This is a genomic window from Anaerobiospirillum sp. NML120511 (assembly GCF_023050955.1).
GTDB lineage: Bacteria > Pseudomonadota > Gammaproteobacteria > Enterobacterales > Succinivibrionaceae > Anaerobiospirillum.
The window spans coordinates 105,089-123,177 of the sequence record NZ_JALKIK010000010.1 but is presented as its reverse complement, the minus strand read 5'-3'; the positions used below and the strand labels follow the sequence as shown (position 1 = coordinate 123,177).

At 53.8% G+C, this 18,089-nt stretch carries 11 protein-coding genes; 2 read left to right on the top strand and 9 right to left on the bottom strand.

Annotation, left to right across the window (positions count from 1 at the left end; all coding sequences use genetic code 11):
- Positions 1 to 642: 642 nt before the first annotated feature.
- Entirely contained in the window at positions 643 to 1,908 is a 1,266-nt protein-coding gene (locus tag MXE39_RS04700) for a DMT family transporter (protein ID WP_246977539.1), read from the bottom strand.
- Between the two features lie 559 nt (positions 1,909 to 2,467).
- Positions 2,468 to 3,154 (bottom strand): FxsA family protein, encoded by a 687-nt coding sequence (locus MXE39_RS04695; protein WP_246977540.1) that lies wholly within the window; start codon positions 3,152 to 3,154, stop codon positions 2,468 to 2,470.
- A 1,219-nt stretch (positions 3,155 to 4,373) separates the two neighbouring features.
- On the opposite strand from MXE39_RS04695, the gene MXE39_RS04690 reads away from it, so the two are divergent.
- Positions 4,374 to 6,539 (top strand): cytochrome c biogenesis protein CcdA, encoded by a 2,166-nt coding sequence (locus MXE39_RS04690; RefSeq protein WP_246977541.1) that lies wholly within the window; start codon positions 4,374 to 4,376, stop codon positions 6,537 to 6,539.
- A 275-nt stretch (positions 6,540 to 6,814) separates the two neighbouring features.
- On the top strand, positions 6,815 to 7,861 hold the full coding sequence (gene pseI / locus MXE39_RS04685) for a pseudaminic acid synthase (RefSeq protein WP_246977542.1): 1,047 nt from the start codon (positions 6,815 to 6,817) through the stop codon (positions 7,859 to 7,861).
- A 753-nt stretch (positions 7,862 to 8,614) separates the two neighbouring features.
- Here the strand turns inward: pseI and MXE39_RS04680 are convergent.
- From MXE39_RS04680 to glyA, 7 genes are all read right to left on the bottom strand, one after another.
- On the bottom strand, positions 8,615 to 9,373 hold the full coding sequence (locus MXE39_RS04680; RefSeq protein WP_246977543.1) for an FKBP-type peptidyl-prolyl cis-trans isomerase: 759 nt from the start codon (positions 9,371 to 9,373) through the stop codon (positions 8,615 to 8,617).
- 722 nt (positions 9,374 to 10,095) lie between these two features.
- On the bottom strand, positions 10,096 to 11,208 hold the full coding sequence (gene thiL, locus MXE39_RS04675; RefSeq protein ID WP_246977544.1) for a thiamine-phosphate kinase: 1,113 nt from the start codon (positions 11,206 to 11,208) through the stop codon (positions 10,096 to 10,098).
- Positions 11,209 to 11,790: 582 nt separating this feature from the next.
- The gene (nusB, locus tag MXE39_RS04670; RefSeq protein ID WP_246977545.1) at positions 11,791 to 12,228 is read right to left on the bottom strand and encodes a transcription antitermination factor NusB; all 438 of its coding nucleotides are present in this window, start codon (positions 12,226 to 12,228) and stop codon (positions 11,791 to 11,793) included.
- 436 nt (positions 12,229 to 12,664) lie between these two features.
- The gene (gene ribE, locus MXE39_RS04665; RefSeq protein ID WP_246977546.1) at positions 12,665 to 13,141 is read right to left on the bottom strand and encodes a 6,7-dimethyl-8-ribityllumazine synthase; all 477 of its coding nucleotides are present in this window, start codon (positions 13,139 to 13,141) and stop codon (positions 12,665 to 12,667) included.
- A gap of 427 nt (positions 13,142 to 13,568) precedes the next feature.
- Positions 13,569 to 14,228, bottom strand: a complete 660-nt coding sequence (locus MXE39_RS04660) for a riboflavin synthase (RefSeq protein ID WP_246977547.1) — start codon at positions 14,226 to 14,228, stop codon at positions 13,569 to 13,571.
- A gap of 190 nt (positions 14,229 to 14,418) precedes the next feature.
- Positions 14,419 to 16,320, bottom strand: coding sequence for a bifunctional diaminohydroxyphosphoribosylaminopyrimidine deaminase/5-amino-6-(5-phosphoribosylamino)uracil reductase RibD (gene ribD, locus MXE39_RS04655; RefSeq protein ID WP_246977548.1), 1,902 nt, complete (start codon positions 16,318 to 16,320; stop codon positions 14,419 to 14,421).
- Positions 16,321 to 16,613: 293 nt separating this feature from the next.
- Positions 16,614 to 17,870 carry a serine hydroxymethyltransferase gene (gene glyA, locus MXE39_RS04650; RefSeq protein WP_246977590.1) on the bottom strand — a complete coding sequence of 419 codons (1,257 nt, stop codon included), beginning with the start codon at positions 17,868 to 17,870 and terminating at the stop codon, positions 16,614 to 16,616.
- Between the last annotated feature and the right edge of the window lie 219 nt (positions 17,871 to 18,089).

Below are 18,089 nucleotides of genomic sequence, written 5' to 3'. Positions count from 1 at the left end.
TGCTGTGCCGGCCAAATCCAGACTGACTTGTGAGGAGCAATTCGACTCTGTCCGGTAAGAAAGCTGCTTTTGCAGCTCTCTGTTGCGCCTTCACGGAGTACATATTGTTAAGGACCGGCTCAAACGGCCCCTCAGGCAAATCAATCTGTATTCTTGAACATTTACTAAAATGGGGCCGCAAAAACGCTTTTCAAGGTCAGGTCACATCTTTTTTGAACAAAATTCACTGCGCCGCATAAAAATGCCATTTGTGCCGCCAGCAAATACCAGGCAATGTGGTGATTTGAACAATAACTTGCTGACCGCTGGACCATGCATTACAGGTTTGCAAAGTTACCGTAATGCGGTCAAAAGCTCTATTTCAGGCCATTGCTCAGTACAGACTGAAAGTACCCGTAAGTGCTTTACAAAGGTGACGGAGACTCCAAATATTCAAGCTGATAGTTTTTTTCAGCCATTTTCACTCCCTGGCAAGTCCTGCAGGTCGCTCAATGGCTCTGGCTCCCTGCTGCTCCTGATCTTTTAGGCAGCGCCCATCCTCTCTCCTGGAGCTCAAGCTTCAAGCCTCCAAAAAGAAAAAGCACCCGCCGGAGTGCTTTTTCTTTTGTTGTAAGGCACGAGTTTATGCCGCTGTCACTTAACTCAGCTCTTGAGCGGCTGATGTGGCGTGGCATCTGCGCCGTCAGTCGCTGTGGCAGTGGCTGTGGCATTGGCCGGCTCAGCTGCTGTCTGAGCAGCTGCATCGGCTGGAGCAGGAGCAGCGGCTGGCGCTTGGGCTGCTGCGGCTCTGTCAGCTGCAGCGACTTGGGCTGCGTCCGGGGCTGCGTCGGCTGGCACTGCTGAGGCCGAGTCAGCCTGGGAGCTGCTGTCATCGTTGCGACGGAAAGTGTTCTGCTCGTGGGTGATGACGCCCTTTTCAACGAGGGCGTTGTTGTGCTCTTCGGCAAGCTCTGGGAAGCGCTTTAACAGGTTGACCTCGGATTCAAGCTCAATCTGCTCAGGGGTCTTCTCCTGTACACGCATTACCATCTTGGATTTGACGGTAACTACTACGCCGCCAATGATGAAAGCAGCACCTAGAATCTGAGCTGGCAGAATCTCCTCACCAAGGATGGTAACGCCCAGGATGCCACCGGTAAGAGGCACCAGGTAAATAAATACACCTGCCTTGGAAGCGCCTACCTTGCCAACGGCGTAATTCCAGCCGATAAAGGCCAGCAGACCGGAGAAAATCACCAGATAGCCAAAGCCCCAGATAGCCTCAGGGGTAACGGTATAGACCTCAAGGCTGCCGGTAATCAGACCGGTCAGATAGCACAGCATTGAGCCAAACAGACCTGACCAGGCAGTAATGGCAATGCTACTTACCTTGTTGGAGATATTGCGGCCCATTACACAGTAGGCAGACCAGGCTACCTCGCAGATAACAATGTAGATATCGCCAATGTTAAATGACAGGTTGAGGATAACGTCTATCGAACCCTTGGAGATAATGCACATGGCGCCAAAGCAGGATACCATAATGCCCAGCCAGCCATAACGGTTGAGGCGCTCACCAAGGAAGAAGAAAGCCAGCAGTGTAGTAGCGGTAGGACCGATACTTTCGATAAGTGCGGTATTGGTTGCAGTGGTGTGCTTGAGACCCAGAAAGAGCAGACCGTTATGGACGAGTACGCCCATAAAGCCCAGCGCAAAGGTAATCATAAGCACTTCTTTTCCCGGTTTGAGGCCCTTGGTATCACGCAAAATCAACATGACAGCAAAAAGAGGAATGGCCATCAGCAGGAAGCGGGTTCCTGTGATCATCAATGGCGAGAAAGACTCTACGGCAAACTTGCCAAAGGCCGGTGTTGCGCCCCAAATCAGGCATACAACCAGAAGCAGAATGTAGTACTTAGCCTGGGACATGAAAATAACCTCAAAGAAAAGAACCCGGCATGGGACGCCAGCGCTGTCTGCTGAATGACGTACCCCATACTCAGGGCTAACCCTGCACTGGGCAGGACCACGTATCGGGCCGCTTACAGCCTGTCTCCCGGAAAAGCTGTCAGCTGTACCCTGAAATCTTTATTGTCTAATTAACTGTACGAAACCTGACTTGCGCTCCTGCTGCATCGGCATTGCAGCTCAATGCCCGGCACCGCAGTGGCCTTATGACCATGAAGAAGCTCATGCAGGCTCCAAATGGACTGGTTGGGCCCGACTTTGGGCCAGATGGCAAAGACAAGGCCAGTTTCCCTGAGTGCCCGTTCAGGTACAGGCAAATCAGGGATAACTCGGGACAGCGGCCGGGGAGAGCTGCAGGCAGGCAGGCATGTGAGCTGCCCTGCAGTTTGACTGCACTGCAATTTGAGCTGCCCTGCAGTTTGAGTCGGGCCCAAAATGAAGACGCCTACTGCCACATAAGGGTAGTAAGCGCCTTCTGGTTGTTGTTGCCGGGCCTTATAACGGCCCTGAGAGCGGACTGCTATTTGCTGGGGCTGTCGTCCTCGACAATTTCCTCAAACTTGGCGTCCTTAATCTCTTTTTCAGCCTGAAAACGGGCTTTCATTTCACTGATGGTGGCCTTGCCGGCATCAGGATTTTCTCTTGGAATATTGCCCTGCTCAGCTCGGGCACGCTCCTGAGCCTCTTTTTCCAGATCACGGGTACTTTTGCCGTACTTTTTGATGATGTCTTCGTACTCCTGGTTGCGGCTCTTGAAGATATTAGCCTTGTCAAACACAGGCGAGGAAAAGAGATCCTTCTGAAACAGGCTGCCCTTGATGTTAACCAGCATCAGCACAATGGCCACAGCATCGGTTGCAAAACCAGGAATGAGGTACATGAGCATCATAATCTGAGAGAACATGATGCGCTTTTTGAGCGACATCATGTAGTTCTCACGCTCATGTGGTTCCATGGACAGGATCTTTTCACCATCCTCATTTAGGTCAACCGGGGCGCCCTCCATACTCTTCATGATAACTTCAGTAAATCTTTGCATCTTGCGCAGATCGGAGGTCATCATGGACTTGGCTACAGACATACCTGCAAAGCTGATGAAGAACAGCAGGAAAATGGTCAGCAGAAAACCAATGGTCTGGCCAAGCAGCACAAAGAGATAAATCTCAAGGGCAAACCACAGCAGGAAGAAAAGCGAAAATCGACCCATTAATACCTCAGCATAGAAAACCTTGATACCACAGTCAGACGGCTGCTACCGCCATAAAGCAGTAGACCTATTGTACAGACTTTCTTTCCTGACAGATCATAAAGCCTGCGCCTTATGCTCAATATAGGGCTGACCTACATGACAGCCCCAGCAGGGCATGGACATCACTCCTTCAAAAGAGCATGCATGGGCACGCCATGACGCGCAAGAACGTACCAGCTCGCGGCCATGGGGAGCTCAGAAAAAGTTCTTCTCATGCCAGTACGATCAACCATAATGCCCACCCTTTGTTAAATCGATGAACACTTTAGTGTGAAGATACTAAGAGCCAGCATGTCCCCATCAAAGGCAGGCTGCCTGTCACTGCTCACCGGCAGGCTTTCCCTGAGGCCGAAGCACATTACCAGCAGAGCTCCTCAGCTCTTCATCTGGCAAAGTCAGCCCGGCATGCTGTGCCAGCCCAGGCCTCTGCTGCTCAGCTGCTGTCTGAGTACAGATCGGACTGGTGGCTGTGGAACAGGAGAGTCTCCTTGTCAGGTATTGGACCGTGCAGGACCCGACTTGCGCGGCATGCCGGCTCTGCAGCTGCAATGCAGGGCAGAGGCCTGACTGGCTGCAGCTGTAATGTCAGGCGGCGCCATGAGCGGCGTGCAGCCGCAGGCGTCGTTGGCAGCTGTGCGAGGTGGGTTGTTGTCTGTCTAATGATTTGGCTCAGCTGTATTAAGCTCAGAATATATAGCCGGACCTGGCGCCTTGGGCGGCGCTGTTGTGCCTTTACAACGCAGATCACTGTTTTGCCTGGGTCCGGGTGGTCAGCGCACTAAAAAAATGCAGCTGCACAGCGCTTTTGCCCTTATTGTGCTCAAGAAGGCGAGCTCTTATGCCTGGGGGATAAAAGTTTGCAGCTGAGCGGCCATACGGGACGGAGCGGCACCGGCAGGCCGCGCAGGCATCCTTTGCTGACCCTGACGCAAAATTCATAAAATCATGCCATTTTCAGCACACTATATTGACTACCGCCGGTGAAAATACACTTTTGATCGCGGCATAGCTCAACTGTCTCTTTTTCATGATTAGCCCTGCAGTTACTTTATGGCAACTGCCACACAGCACAAATATCCCATTGGGCATTATAATTACGGCTTAATGCGGAAAGTCCGCTCTGCACCCTGCAGTGCCATGCCACTGCTTCTATGCATTTCCTTCTGGGGGCCTGATTATGCAAAAGAAACTGCTTGAGCGCAGCTCTTTATGCCTGTACCTGATTTCCTTTGTAGCCACACTGATGATTTGCTCTCAGTCCGTGGCCGCCCCCGCTGACAGCAGCAGTGCAGCCGGCACCTCCAATATACTGAGCTCATTTACAGCCTCCACTGACTCAGCAGCCCCAGCTGCCGGTAGCGACAGCACCGGCAGCGGAGCTCTTGAGAGCATTGCTGGTGCCATGAGCTCAGGATCGGGCATGATACCAGGCGCTTCAGACCTGAGCGGCTCACGTGCCGGCCTTAATGGCATGAATCACAACATGCCTTTTATCCCTGCCTTTGATACCGATGGCAATATAGTCATTGTCTCCTTTACCATTCTGGGTCAGTCCTATATCTACAAGCATTCCATTGAGCTTATTTACGACCCTGACGAAGTCACCCTGAAAGAGCCTGCCTTGCCTCCGGCTACCCCACACGAAGATGCCCTTGGACCATCTGAGGTCTATTTCAGCGGACTGAAGTTTACCTTTCCGGTACGCAAGGCCGTTCCAGGTGCCGCCATTGCCATCAAATACCAGGGCTGCGATGAAAGCGGTATCTGCTATCCCCCACAGACCTACAATATCTCCCTGCCTGATAGCCTGATTGAAACACTGTCAGGCTCGGAGCCAGCCAGAGACAAGGCTGATACCACCAGCGCCGAGGGCGCAGCTGGCGCTGCAGCTGCCGCTACAGCTGGCGTTGACAGTAGCGACAACCCTGCCCCTGGTTCAGGAGTCAATCTGCTCAGCGAGCATGAGCGTGCCAGCGGTGAAGGGCAAAAGAGCAGCAGCCTGTTTGAATTTGTCTCCAGCAGCAATGCCGGTAATGGCGATGCCATCAGCCAGCTGCTCTCTGACAATCTGCTCCTTGGTCTGCTCATTCTCTTTATTCTGGGTATCGGCCTTGATCTCACCCCATGCGTGCTGCCAATGCTGCCTATTTTCTCCACCATGGTGATAGGCTCACGCAAGAGTACAGTCAAGAGTACTGACGTGATTGATATTGCCGTAGCAGCCCAGAGCCAGAGTGGCAGCTCCCGCGTACGCCGCATGAATTACGTGTTCTTCCAGAATCTGGGCTTTGCCCTTGGTCTTGCGCTTACTTACACCCTGCTCGGTCTGCTCTTTTCCATGGCCGGTGCCCACATGCACAGCTTCCTGCAAAGTACGGCCATGAACTATACCCTGGCCATTCTGATGATTATCTGTGCTCTGGCCTGCGCTGATGTCTTTGAGCTCAAGATGCCGGCCTTTATCACCAGCCGTCTGCAGTCACGTGCCTCACGACTCAATACCTCAAGCTTCCCGGGAGCCTTTATTCTTGGCGCCATCGCTGCGCTGATTGCCAGCCCATGCACCTCAGCTCCACTGGCCGGTGCCCTGCTGTATGTGATGAAAAACGGTGACACCCTCATGGGTTCCCTGGTGTTCTTTACCATTGGTATGGGTATGGCCACCCCACTGTTCATCATAGGCATGTTCGGCTCACGCTTCCTGCATAAGTCCGGCATCATTGGCGACATTATCAAGCGCCTGATGGTGGTTGCCCTGCTTGTCACAGCCTATATCATTGTCCGCCATACCCTGGGTCGTGCCGAAGTTCTTATCGGTGCCCTTACTGTCTATATTATCTGTGTCTACACCATGGTAAGTGCCGTATTCTTTATCAGAAGACGCGCCCTGCCTATGATTACAGCCACCATGATTGCCGTCTTTGCTCTGGCCCCTACCTACTGGTCCATGGGATACTTTGAGCAGAGCACTCAGCATCATGCCTACCGTGACTTCTACAGCGCCTCAGACATGCACTCGTTAAGTCACATTACTGAGGGCAATTACTCCATGATTGTCTTCACCGCTGAGTGGTGCGCCAACTGCAAGAGCATGGAAAAACAGATCTACTCATCAGCTCACTTCCTGGACATCAGCTCCGATATCCTCCGCGTAGTGGTCAATATCACCGACACTGACAATACTGAGATTGCCGGCATCATCAAACACTATAATGTTATTGGCGTGCCTTACTTTATAACTGTGGACAACAAAGGTAATATTGTAGACAGCCACCTTGGTCTGGCCCCGCCAGCAACGGTATTTGAGGCCGTACATCGCCTGCAATCAAAGTCTGACAAGTGACCGCAGCAGCCCCGGCTCCCCCACGGACCGGGGCTGTTTGCATACAGCCCATAAAGACAGGATCAGAGTACAGCTGCGGCCACCAGAAGCGCAGCGCCTGAGCGGCGCGGCGCTGCCGCCGCCGGCAGCTGCTCCACTGCATGCCGCCGGTCCTTGAAGCCAGCCGTTATACATAAGTACAAGAGATTAATAATTGAGGGAGTGTCGCACCGCACAGCCAGGGCCTGAAAAATGCCCGGCCGCTGCGGTGTGGCACCTGCCAAAGGATGTTTGACATGAGCACATCACCAGAACAGAATGCTGAAAGTGCAAAGGTAAATGCCCCTGTTATCGTTGCTGAAATTTCCGGCAACCATCAGGGCAGCATGGCTCAGGCCATGGAGCTTATTGAGCTGGCCCACAACTGCGGCGCCGACATGGTCAAGATTCAGACCTATACCGAGGATTCTCTGACCATTGACTCAAGCCGCGATGAGTTCCTGCTCAAGGACGGTCTGTGGAAGGGCTATACCTACTACGATCTCTACAAGGAGGCCAAAACTCCTCGTGAGTGGATGAAGCCCCTGTTTGATTTTGCCCGTGATCTGAACATAAAGCTGTTCAGTTCCCCTTTCTCCCTGCCTGATGTTGAGGTGCTTGAGGCTGCTGACTGTCCTGTCTACAAAATTGCCTCATTTGAGCTAAACTTCCCTCAGCTCATTGCCGCCTGCGCTCAGACAGGCAAGCCTATGGTCATGTCCACAGGCCTTGCTACCCTCGATGAGATTGACTTTGCCGTGGATACTGCCCGCTCCAACGGCTGCAAGGATCTGACTGTGCTGCACTGTGAAAGCCACTACCCGGCCGATCCGTCCACCTTCAATCTCAACTCCATTCCTTTCTTCAAGGAGCGTTATGGCTGCAAGGCCGGACTGTCCAATCACGCCATTGGTGATGCCCTTGATATTGCCGCTACCGTCCTGGGTGCTGACATGATTGAAAAGCACTTTGCCCGAGACCGCCAGAGCGGCATTGATGCAGCCTTCTCCATGACCCCGGACGAGCTGCGCCAGCTCAAGTACGACACCAGCACCGTAGCTCAGTCACTTGGCATCAAAGGCGTGCGCCTTGCTGAAATCGACATGCAAAAGCGCTCCCAGCGCCGCTCCGTATACCTCGTCAAGGACCTTGCTCAGGGTGAGGAGCTTACAAAGGATCACGTCAAGATTATCCGTCCGGCCCTCGGCCTTGAACCTGCCCGCCTTAACGACGTCCTTGGCCACAAGGCAGGGCGCGACCTCAAGGCCCCAATGCCTCTGAACGCAGCCGACCTCATCTTATAACCCGCGCCCCGCCGCAGCAAACTGCGGCTGCGCAGCAGCGCGGCCCGCCCTGCCCCAAGCTCTCTGCTGCCCTCCAGGCAGCAGACCAGAGAACTGGCATGGTAAGCCACAAATGTATAAGGCAGCCCTCAGGGCTGCCTTATACATTTGTGCATCACTGCCACGACCACGGCCAGAGCCAGCCCGGCCATATGTGCTTGCCCTGGCCTGATGTGCCTGCCCTGGCCACACGACATCACAGGATACTCTTCAAAATATTTTAGTTAAGCAACTTTACCCGACAGCATATTCACCGGCCAGAAATACTTTTTAGCCTGACAGATTGCAGGATGAACATGATGCTGCAGGTCATACGACCAGAATGCGACCTGTCAAAGCCAGTAGTCACTTTCGAGCATTAACGAATCAGCCTTTGACTATCCTCAGACATTTCCCTGGAAAAGATTCCAGGCGGTGCTTTGGCAGTGGCTCGGGAGGTGCTTTAGCAGCGGGCAATGAGGCTATTACAGGGAGTTTTTTTTGTCGGCGGCCCAGGGCGATTGCAGAGCGTGATTGTTCATGACTCACGGACGCGTTGCAGCGGCCCGGCGTATGCGCAGTGTGTGCCTCTGCAGCCGGTTCTGCGGCGATTGCGGCCGGGCTTTGGGATGAGGGCTGGCGGGTTTCGCCTTTAGCCCGGACGGGGTTGCAGGTGCTGAAAAAAGGAAAGGCAGCCATGCGGCTGCCTTTCCTTTAAGTATGACAGAAGAAAAATTACTTCTTGTCAGCCTTCTTGTCGTCAACTACCTCGACCAGCTCGATCTCGAATACGAGAGTGGAGTTTGGCTTGATCTTGTCGCCAGCACCCATGTCACCGTAAGCAAGGTCAGATGGGATGTACAGCATGGCCTTGGTGCCTTCCTTCATTAACTGAAGACCCTCGGTCCAGCCTGGGATGATGTTGGCCAGAGGCAGAGCGATAGGCTCCTTCTGCTCATCAAATACCTGACCGTCAATGGTGGTGCCCTTATAGCGGACCATTACAGTGTCCTGCAGGGTAGGAACCTTACCGTTACCGGCAGTGAGGATCTTGTACTGCAGACCGGACTCAGTGGTCTTTACGCCCTCTTTCTTGGCATTCTCAGCCAGGAAGGCAGTGCCGGCCTTTAAGTTTTCCTCAGCCTCAGCCTTCTGACGGTTCTCGATACCGGTACGCAGCTTCTCGTCCAGGGCCATCAGAGTATCAGCCATGTCCTTTTCCTCGAGGGTGATCTGGTTGCTCAGAGCATCCATGAAACCCTTTATTACGAGGTCGTGGTCAAACTTGCCAACGATTTCTGACTGATCCTTCTCGATGGTGGAGATGTACTTGCCTACGGAAGCGCCTACAGCATAGGAGGCCTTCTGCTCAAATGGGCTGTCCTTGGTGATGGTGACAGATGCGGCGCCCTGTGCCTTGTCGTCGCCGCCACAGGCGGTTACCAGAATGGTGGCAGCAGCTAATAATGACAGAGCTAAATAATTCTTCTTCATATTCTTAAAAATATCCACGTCGTTAAGTGTTTTCTGAAAAGCGGAGCAGCTGCAGGCCCCTCAAGGCCTGATCAGGGCCTTACTCCCCTGTCAGAACGGCAGTTTCTTATTCCAGCAAAACACCTTCAAAAGCGGTGAGCAATAACTGAAAAATTACGGTTATAACCGCATAAATCTGCGTGTCCGGCATAATTGCTCAGGACAAAATCGATGATTATACGCCAAATCACTGCATATAGGCCATAAATAAGACCAATAATATCCGCTAAGTGGACATAATCTTAGCAGTCAGATCTTAGATTTATCTTAGCAAGTACGTAACTTTATCAAGGGCCACGCCGGGACTTACGGGCCCTGATGCCCAACTGGATCACAAGATATGCACCTGGCCCCCGTCCAGAAACAAATACGAATAATATTCATTATTCCATTGCCTGTTGGACAGGTCAGCCTGTCCAACATGTGGAGAACTCAGCCTGCCCAACATGTGGAGAACTCATCCTGTCTAACATGTGGAGAAGTCAGCCTGTCTAACAGGTGAATATGGCAGCAATGCCAGTCCCCAAAATAGCCACCGGCCCGACCTGCAGTGACTTGCAATGCAGAATCGGGCCGGTGGGGATGCCGGGGCTGCGCCCTGGCGCTGGCCACGGTAAGGCCCTGGCCAGCCGGCCGGTCGGCCAGCCGTGCCGTAAGGCAGGCTGAGCCGGGCAAAGGACTGGTCAGGACAGTCCTGAGTTGGCAATGAAGTGGTTGAAGGAGCCGGTGCCCAGCTTCAGGGCCACTTCCTGACACTTGTTATTGACGATAGTAATCAGGCCGCCGTCAGTGGCCAGGGAGTTGTCGTTATAGACATCGTCATCACGCAGCTCTACCACCTCGCCAATGGCGGTTACTCTGAAGCCCTTGAGCTCAGGGATCTGGGCACAGTGCTTTGTCAGAGCTTCAAAATCTTTTGGTGAGCAGGTAAAGAGAATGTTGTAATCGCCGCCGCTGCTTAAAGCCAGCTTGAGCAGAGCCTTGGCTGACATCTTGAAGTCACTGAGCAGTGATGAGGCTACAGGGTCAAGAGGCAGGCTTTCATAATTAAGCAGCGCACGGGCACGTGACTGAACCAGTACATGACTCATGTCTCCAAGCAGGCCATCGGAAACGTCGATAGCGCAGTTGGAGAACTTGATGAGCTCCCTGACAAAAAGAGACATGCGTGGGTCGTAGCCAAAGGCATGCTCTTCAAAACGGCGGCGGGCATCAGTGTCCATGTTGCGCACTGAATTGTTATACATTGCCTTGACGTACAGACCGTTGGAGCCCAGAGTGCCAGTAACAGCAATGATGTCGCCTGGCTTTGCAGTGTTGCGGCGCAGGCTGCGTCCCTCTTCAAAGCTTTTGCCAAAGGCGGTCACGGAAATGGTCAGAGGGGCATTACGCTGAGTTACGTGGGTAACATTGCCGCCAACCAGCACGGTATTGTGGCTTGCCAGACAGGCCTCAAGGCCCTCGGAGAAAGGCCCCCAGAACTCGTCAAAGTCAACGTAGCGGTCAGGGATATCAAGTGAAAGGGTAACAAACTGTGGCTGAGCACCCATGGCATAGAGGTCGGAGAAATTAACCTCAAGGGTACGGGCACCGAGCAGGCGTGGATTGAAATTGGTAAAGAAGTGAACGTTTTCTACCAGGGTATCAGTAGTAATGGCATAGGTGCCGTCCATCTTAATGAGTGCAGCATCATCACCAATGCCCAGCACCAGCCCCATCTTTTCTGCCTCACGGGCAAAACCTGGATTAAGGCGGGAAAAATACTGGTGAATAAAAGAAAACTCATCATTAGCCATTGTTTCTACCCTTTAGAACACTGTTAAGGTATCCAGGCACGGATACTCCCCTCATGCCTGACCGGCTGCAGGATCTGCTCCGGAATTTCAGTCCACAGCTGAGCCCTGGCTGCATCAATACAGACAGTCTCAGAACCAATATTTTTCGTTCATTTCAGGCCATCCCGACCCTGCACAAAGATCAGTAGACCTGCAGCGTGCTTCTCTCCATAACACAGCTGCTCATGGCTATCTTACTTTAGCCGCCCCAGTACTTCAATGCCATGGCCGCGCTGCCCTCCAGGACGACATGTTCCTAAAGCCGCACCAGCCCCGCCTGAATCGGCTCCGGACGCATCCAGCCAGCTGCATGCACCTCATGCCTGCGGCCCGCCGGCGCAAGGCTGTGCACAGCCTGGGCCCTGCCCGGCCATGACCTGGCATGGCGCCGCTCCGCGCCTTGCGCAGCTATGCTGGGCACCGCCAGGTTGATGGCAATGGCCGGAGCCGGAAAAAAATTAGACCCAGTAAATGGGCCTAATCTTTGATGGTTGCACTGTATACAGGTCAGTTCAGCAGGACCTGTGGGCATGGCGGGGCCGGTCAGTCGGTCTGACGGATAGACTTGACTACCTTGTCCAGTACGCCGTTGACGAACTTGTGGCTGTCTTGCTCGGCAAAGGACTTGGCCAGCATGATGGCCTCATTGATTACCACCTTGAAAGGTACTTCCTGACGGTATTTGAGCTCAAAAGTGCCTAAACGCAGAATTGCCTTGTCCACCTGGTCCAGATCCTTTAAAGGACGGGACAGGAAAGGCTCAAATACTGAGTCAAGGTAATCGCAGTTGGCGATAATACCCTGAATTAAATCGTGCATGTAATCGAGATCAGCGCCCTGTACTGGCTGGTCTTCCAGAAACTGCTGCTCAATGGTGTGGGCTGATAAGCCGGTCAGCTGCCACTGATAAATTGCCTGCAGGGCAAAGTGACGAGCCTTGTGGCGCATTGCCGGGGTTACTGCACCCTCAGTCTGATCCATATAAACCTCAAAGTATGACTGATACGCAACAGATAGAACGCCCTGAAGCTGCCCACAGCAGATAAGGCGTGGCAGCCCGTGGACCATGGTCAGTCTGACCGGTCCTGCCTTGATGGAGCTGTTGCGCTCACATGGTCATGAAATGGAAAGGAAAAGTTGCTCAAATACGGCCGCAGTACAAATCATGCGGCCCTGTGCCCCGCCGTGTTTGATTTGCAGCCCGGGCAAGCTGTTGCAGGCCTTGGGCCTCAGGCTCAGTCCTGAGCTTGAGGGGCACAAAGGCAGGTGGAGCTTACACCGTCAGGCCATCAGCCTGACGCAGTCAGAACGACACAGTCAGACGGACGCATTCAGACTGACTCTGTCAGCTCCGGCTGCAGCATGCGGCTGCAGCATGCGGCGGTAGCCCTTTGCCACCTGATTGCTGTCTTTACAATCAGCTCTTTAACTGACGCATTACGTTGACCATCTCCAGGGCGGCGGCGGCGGCCTCACTGCCCTTATTACCGGCCTTGGAACCGGCACGCTGAACAGCCTCGTCCAGAGTGTTGGTGGTCAGAACGCCATTGGAAATAATGACCTGACGGTTCAGGGTAACCTGGGTGATGCCCTTGGCACACTCGTTGGCTACTACCTCAAAGTGGTAGGTGGCACCACGGATTACGCAGCCCAGGGCGATGAGGGCATCGTACTTGCCGCTGGCGGCCATGGCATCCAGAGCCAGAGGAATCTCAATGGCACCTGGAACACGTACTACAGTGATGTTCTCTTCAGGAACCAGACCGTCTCTCTTTAAAGAGTCGATAGCACCCTCAACCAGTCTTTCACAGATAAAGCTGTTGAAACGTGAAACCACGATGCCAAAGCGGGCGTCCTGGCAAGGCTTAATGCCTTCAATGAAATTAACAGACATCTAAAAAACTCCACTGTCTCATTTCTCACCGTGATTATCAGCCCCGGCATTCAGTAAACAGAAAATCACCAGCTGATGGCCGTGACTGCCTGACCGGGCAGGCCTTAAGTGTGAATGAGCAACTTGAAAATACGCAGACGCACAGCGTCCATAAATTAATGCACTTTTAAGCATTGCATGCTGCAAAGCCTTAAAAACGGCGGAAAAGCGCATAAAGCCGCCAAATTTAGCCAGATAGTATAGCAAAAATTGCCCGCATCACCCAATGCGCATAAGCCGCGCCTCTGTCCTGGCGCCGCGCAGTCCTTGCATGGCCAGGCAAGGCGCAGGCTGGAGCATGCCTGGCTGCAGGTTGCAGCCGGGCTGCTACTGCAGGCTGCAGCCAGACTGCGACTGCAGCGGATGCAGCGTGGTCGCATACTTGCTCTTAGAAGAATCCGTTTTTCTGCAGGCTCTCGAGGGTCACACCGCCATCGGCTTTCTTTTCACCGCCATTATTGATAAGCAGCAGACGCTCCAGATAACGGGCCAGCACGTCCACTTCGAGGTTGACCTTTGAGCCTGGACGGAATGAGGTAGCCACCTCATGCTGGGTGTGAGGAATGAGGGTCAGACGGAAGTCAGTGTCTCTGACCTCATTTACGGTCAGGGAAATGCCATCGACTGCAATGGAGCCTTTCATGGCAATGTAATGTTTAAGGCTTGCCGGGGCCTGAATCCAGACATTGATGGCCTCATCAACACGGTAGTTTTCCAGCACAGTACCTATGCCGTCGACATGGCCCTGCATGATGTGACCGCCCAGACGGGTATGAGGAGTACAGGCCAGCTCAAGATTGAGCTCAGTGCCCGGGGTATAAAAACCAAAGCAGGTAAGATTGACACTCTCAAAGGACAGATCAGCCTCGTAGGCATCCTCATGCAAAGCTGTAGCAGTTAGACAGACACCATTAGTGGCAATGGAGTCACCAAGACGTACTCTGTCCTTTAAAAAGGCCGGATCAGTGCCCACCACAATGTGAGAGCCCTTGCCATTGCGCTCAATGCTGCGCAGTACACCCTTGCTTTCGACAATACCTGTAAACATGAACTGTACCTTTAGTCTTTCTTAAAATATTCCTGCTGACCGCCCTGTCCCCGGCATCATAGCCAGCTGCCGCTGCCGGAGCAGCCTGCTGCCCGGCCCGGCCTGGCTGCCCGCATATGCCGTCCGCCCCGGCCAACCGGGCTGCCTCAAGGGCAGGGCGGGCTGGCAGATGGCGGGGCCGGGCCTGTAATCAGATGCGATGGGCGCGGGTTACAGGCTTGCTCAGCACCAGGCCAATGTTGCTCTTGAAGGTCTTGACCTTGCACTTCTTGAAGCGCAGAGCTTCGGCAAGGCGTGACGGCTCGTGAATGGCAAAGGCACTCTTGGCCTCAAGACCGAGAATCATAGGGCTCATGTAGCAGTAGCATTCATCGATAAGACCGTGCTCCAGGAAAGCTGAGCCCAGGGTTGAGCCGGCCTCAACCATGGCTACACGAATGTCACGGCTGCCAAGGAAATCAAGCACGGCACTTACTGAAGCGTGAGCCTTGCCATCAGTACCCAGATCAAATGGAACAGCTACCACGTAGACGCGGTCAGACCACTTTTCTACCACGAAGTTGCTGCCCTGGGCCACTACTTTGTCTCTGTTGATCTGCCAGCTGTTTGTGATCAGCTTTAAGACTTCAGCCTGAGCCTCATCCCTTGAGGCTGGCAGCCTGCCGGTGCCTGCAGCGCTGTCAACTGATCCGGTGGCGGCTCCGTCAGCCTTCATGGCAGCGTCGGCGGCTCTGGCGGCGTCGGCGGTCCTGGCTGCATCTGCGGCCTTTGCTATGGCTGAATGGTCAGGACGCTCAGGAATGATGGACAGAGTGCGGCCCTTGAGGCAAGAGACGCTTACCTTCTGATCATCAGATCCCTTGCGGCCACGGCCTGATCCCCTGCCTGACCTGCTGCGGGAGTTAAGCTCACGCAGCTCAGCCATGGTAAAGCATCCTATAGGACTGTCATGACCAGGCATGGTCTCATCATCATCCCTTTCCAGTATGCCTGCGCCCAGTGAGGTACCGGCCCTGCTCAAATCCTTGAGGTCACGGGAACCGGCCTCAACAGCAAAGGCGGCGGCGGTCTGACTGGCATTACCCTGGTCGGCTGTGGTTATGGCGCCACGGGTAGCAGCACGGCCTGCAGCACGTCCGGCTGAGCTGGCTGCCGGTGCGGCCGCTGCAGCTGCGGCTGCCTCCTTTGCAGCTTCCTTGTCGCTCTTCTTGTCAGAGGACTTTTTGCGCTCAGGTTTGGCCTTGTTCTTATCACTGATGGCTGCGACAGTAAGCTCGGTGCTGCCCACCACAATGAAATTCTCACCTGTGGAGAAAATGGCATAAGGATCAAGATCGTACAGCTGTCTGTTTGGCATGAGCGTGCCCTTGCTGTCGATAATGACCTTGACCGGCTGTCTGATTAAAGTGGTATCCAGACCTGTCAGCAGCTTGATAGGCAGATCCTCAAGACGCACATTGAGCTTCGGGTTATCGGTAAGCACGGTCTTGTAGGAGGTAATAACGGCATCAGACCACAGACGCAGACGCTGGACATCAGCACGGCACCTGTCATTGGTAATCCACTTGGACTCATTGGTAGACAGAGCCACACGGCCATCAAGGCTCATGCCGTACTTGAGAATGGTAAATGGTCGTCCGGTGGTAATGGACTTGAAGAATGCGCGGTTGAGCTTGATGCATTCCTTGTTTAGCCTGCCTGTGGCCACCACTACCTGAATATTGGCATCCAGCAGCATGCGTATGCCCTTACCGCTCACACGCGGATCAGGATCGGTAGAACCTATGACCACCTTTTTGACACGGGCATCGATAAGGGCCTGAGCACATGGTGGAGTGCGCCCATGGTGAGAGCACGGCTCCAGGGTTACGTAGCAGGTGGCACCCTCAACATCAAAACCGGCGGCACGCAGAGCCATGACCTCAGCATGAGGCTGACCTGCACAATGGTGAAAGCCCATACCCAGAATTTTGTTGTTGCGGACAATAACACAGCCTACGGCCGGATTAGGCGAAGTGGTATAACGACCCTTCTTGGCCTCTGCCAGTGCCATTTTCAAATAGTAATAATCGCTGTGTTTTTCCCTGGCCATAACCGCTACCTCACTGAAGAACAAACATATAAAAGGCTATCTTATCCCAAAAAACAATGAGCTGCCCCAAATTGCTCTGATGCTTTTGAGACAGCTCATCAAAAAATATGCCTCTGGGCACTGTGCCAGGGCACAGGCAGTTTCGCTTGAGACTGCCTTATGTATTCTGTTGCGCCCTGCAGCAGTCCTAAGTCCTGCCTGCAGTCGCATGCGGCAGCCTGAGGCAGGCATCATGCCCGCCCAGGCTGCATCAGGCAGCCACTAACAAGTGATGACCTGCCTGCTGGTGTGACTTAGTCCTTGTAAACAGGGAAACGGTCACATAAGGCCTTGACGCGGGCACGGCAGCTCTCGATTACAGACTCATCCTGCCAGTTGTCCAGAACGTCACAGATGATGTTGGCCAGCTCGCGTACTTCCTCATCCTTGAAGCCACGACGGGTAACAGCTGGAGTACCGATACGCAGACCGGAGGTGATGAACGGGCTGCGTGGGTCACCTGGAACGGAGTTCTTGTTTACGGTGATGTTAGCCTTGCCCAGAGCAGCCTCAGCGTCCTTACCGGTCATCTCAAGGCCGATGAAGTCGAGCAGGAAGAGGTGATTCTGAGTACCGCCGGAAACAATCTTGTAGCCACGGCTCTTGATGATGTCGCACATGATTCTGGCGTTAGTCAGAACCTGCTTCTGGGACTCAACGAACCATGGCTCCATGGCCTCCTTGAATACTACGGCCTTGGCAGCGATAACGTGCATTAAAGGACCGCCCTGGGAGCCTGGGAAGATAGCGGAGTTGAGCTTCTTGTAGATATTCTCGTCGTGGCAGTTGGACAGGATCAGACCTGAACGTGGACCGCCCAGGGTCTTGTGGGTGGTGGAGGTTACTACGTGAGCATAGTCAATTGGGCTTGGGTACAGACCTGCAGCAACCAGACCGGCAACGTGGGCCATGTCAGCGATGAGATAGGCGCCAACCTCGTCGGCGATCTCACGCATCTTCTTCCAGTCAACAATGCCGGAGTAGGCAGAGAAGCCGGAAACGATAACCTTTGGCTTAACCTCGAGGGCCTGAGCACGGATAGCTTCGTAGTCGAGCTCACCGGCCTCGTTTACACCGTACTGAACAGCGTTGTAAACCTTACCGGAGAAGGATACGGAAGCACCGTGGGTCAGGTGACCACCGGCAGCCAGAGACAGACCTAAAATGGTGTCACCTGGATTGCACAGAGCCATGTAGGCGGCACAGTTGGCCTGAGAACCGGCGTGTGGCTGAACATTGGCGTATTCGCACTTGAAGAGCTTGCAGGCGCGCTCAATGGCCAGACGCTCAACCTCATCAACGTACTCACAACCACCATAGTAACGCTTGCCTGGGTAGCCCTCAGCGTACTTGTTGGTCAGCTGGGATCCCTGAGCCTCCATGACACAGAGGCTGGCATAATTCTCAGAAGCGATAAGCTCGATATGATCTTCCTGACGTGCGTCTTCGGCAGACATGGCACTGAAGAGTTCTGGATCGTATTGAGCAATGGACTTGGAAGAGTTAATCATCATAAAGCGGTTAATTTGCCTGACCGGGCACCGCGCTGCAAAAATCCGGGCCGCCCGGAAAAAATGGGCTGCCCATCTTACAGCTTGAATACAGCCGTACAGGACATCTCCTGATTGAGCGTCATGACCAGCCCTGACCGTACGCCGCCCCTACAGTGCGACTTCGCCCCGGACTGAGGCATAACTGTGAATGAACGATGACCGTGGTCATCAGCCGTC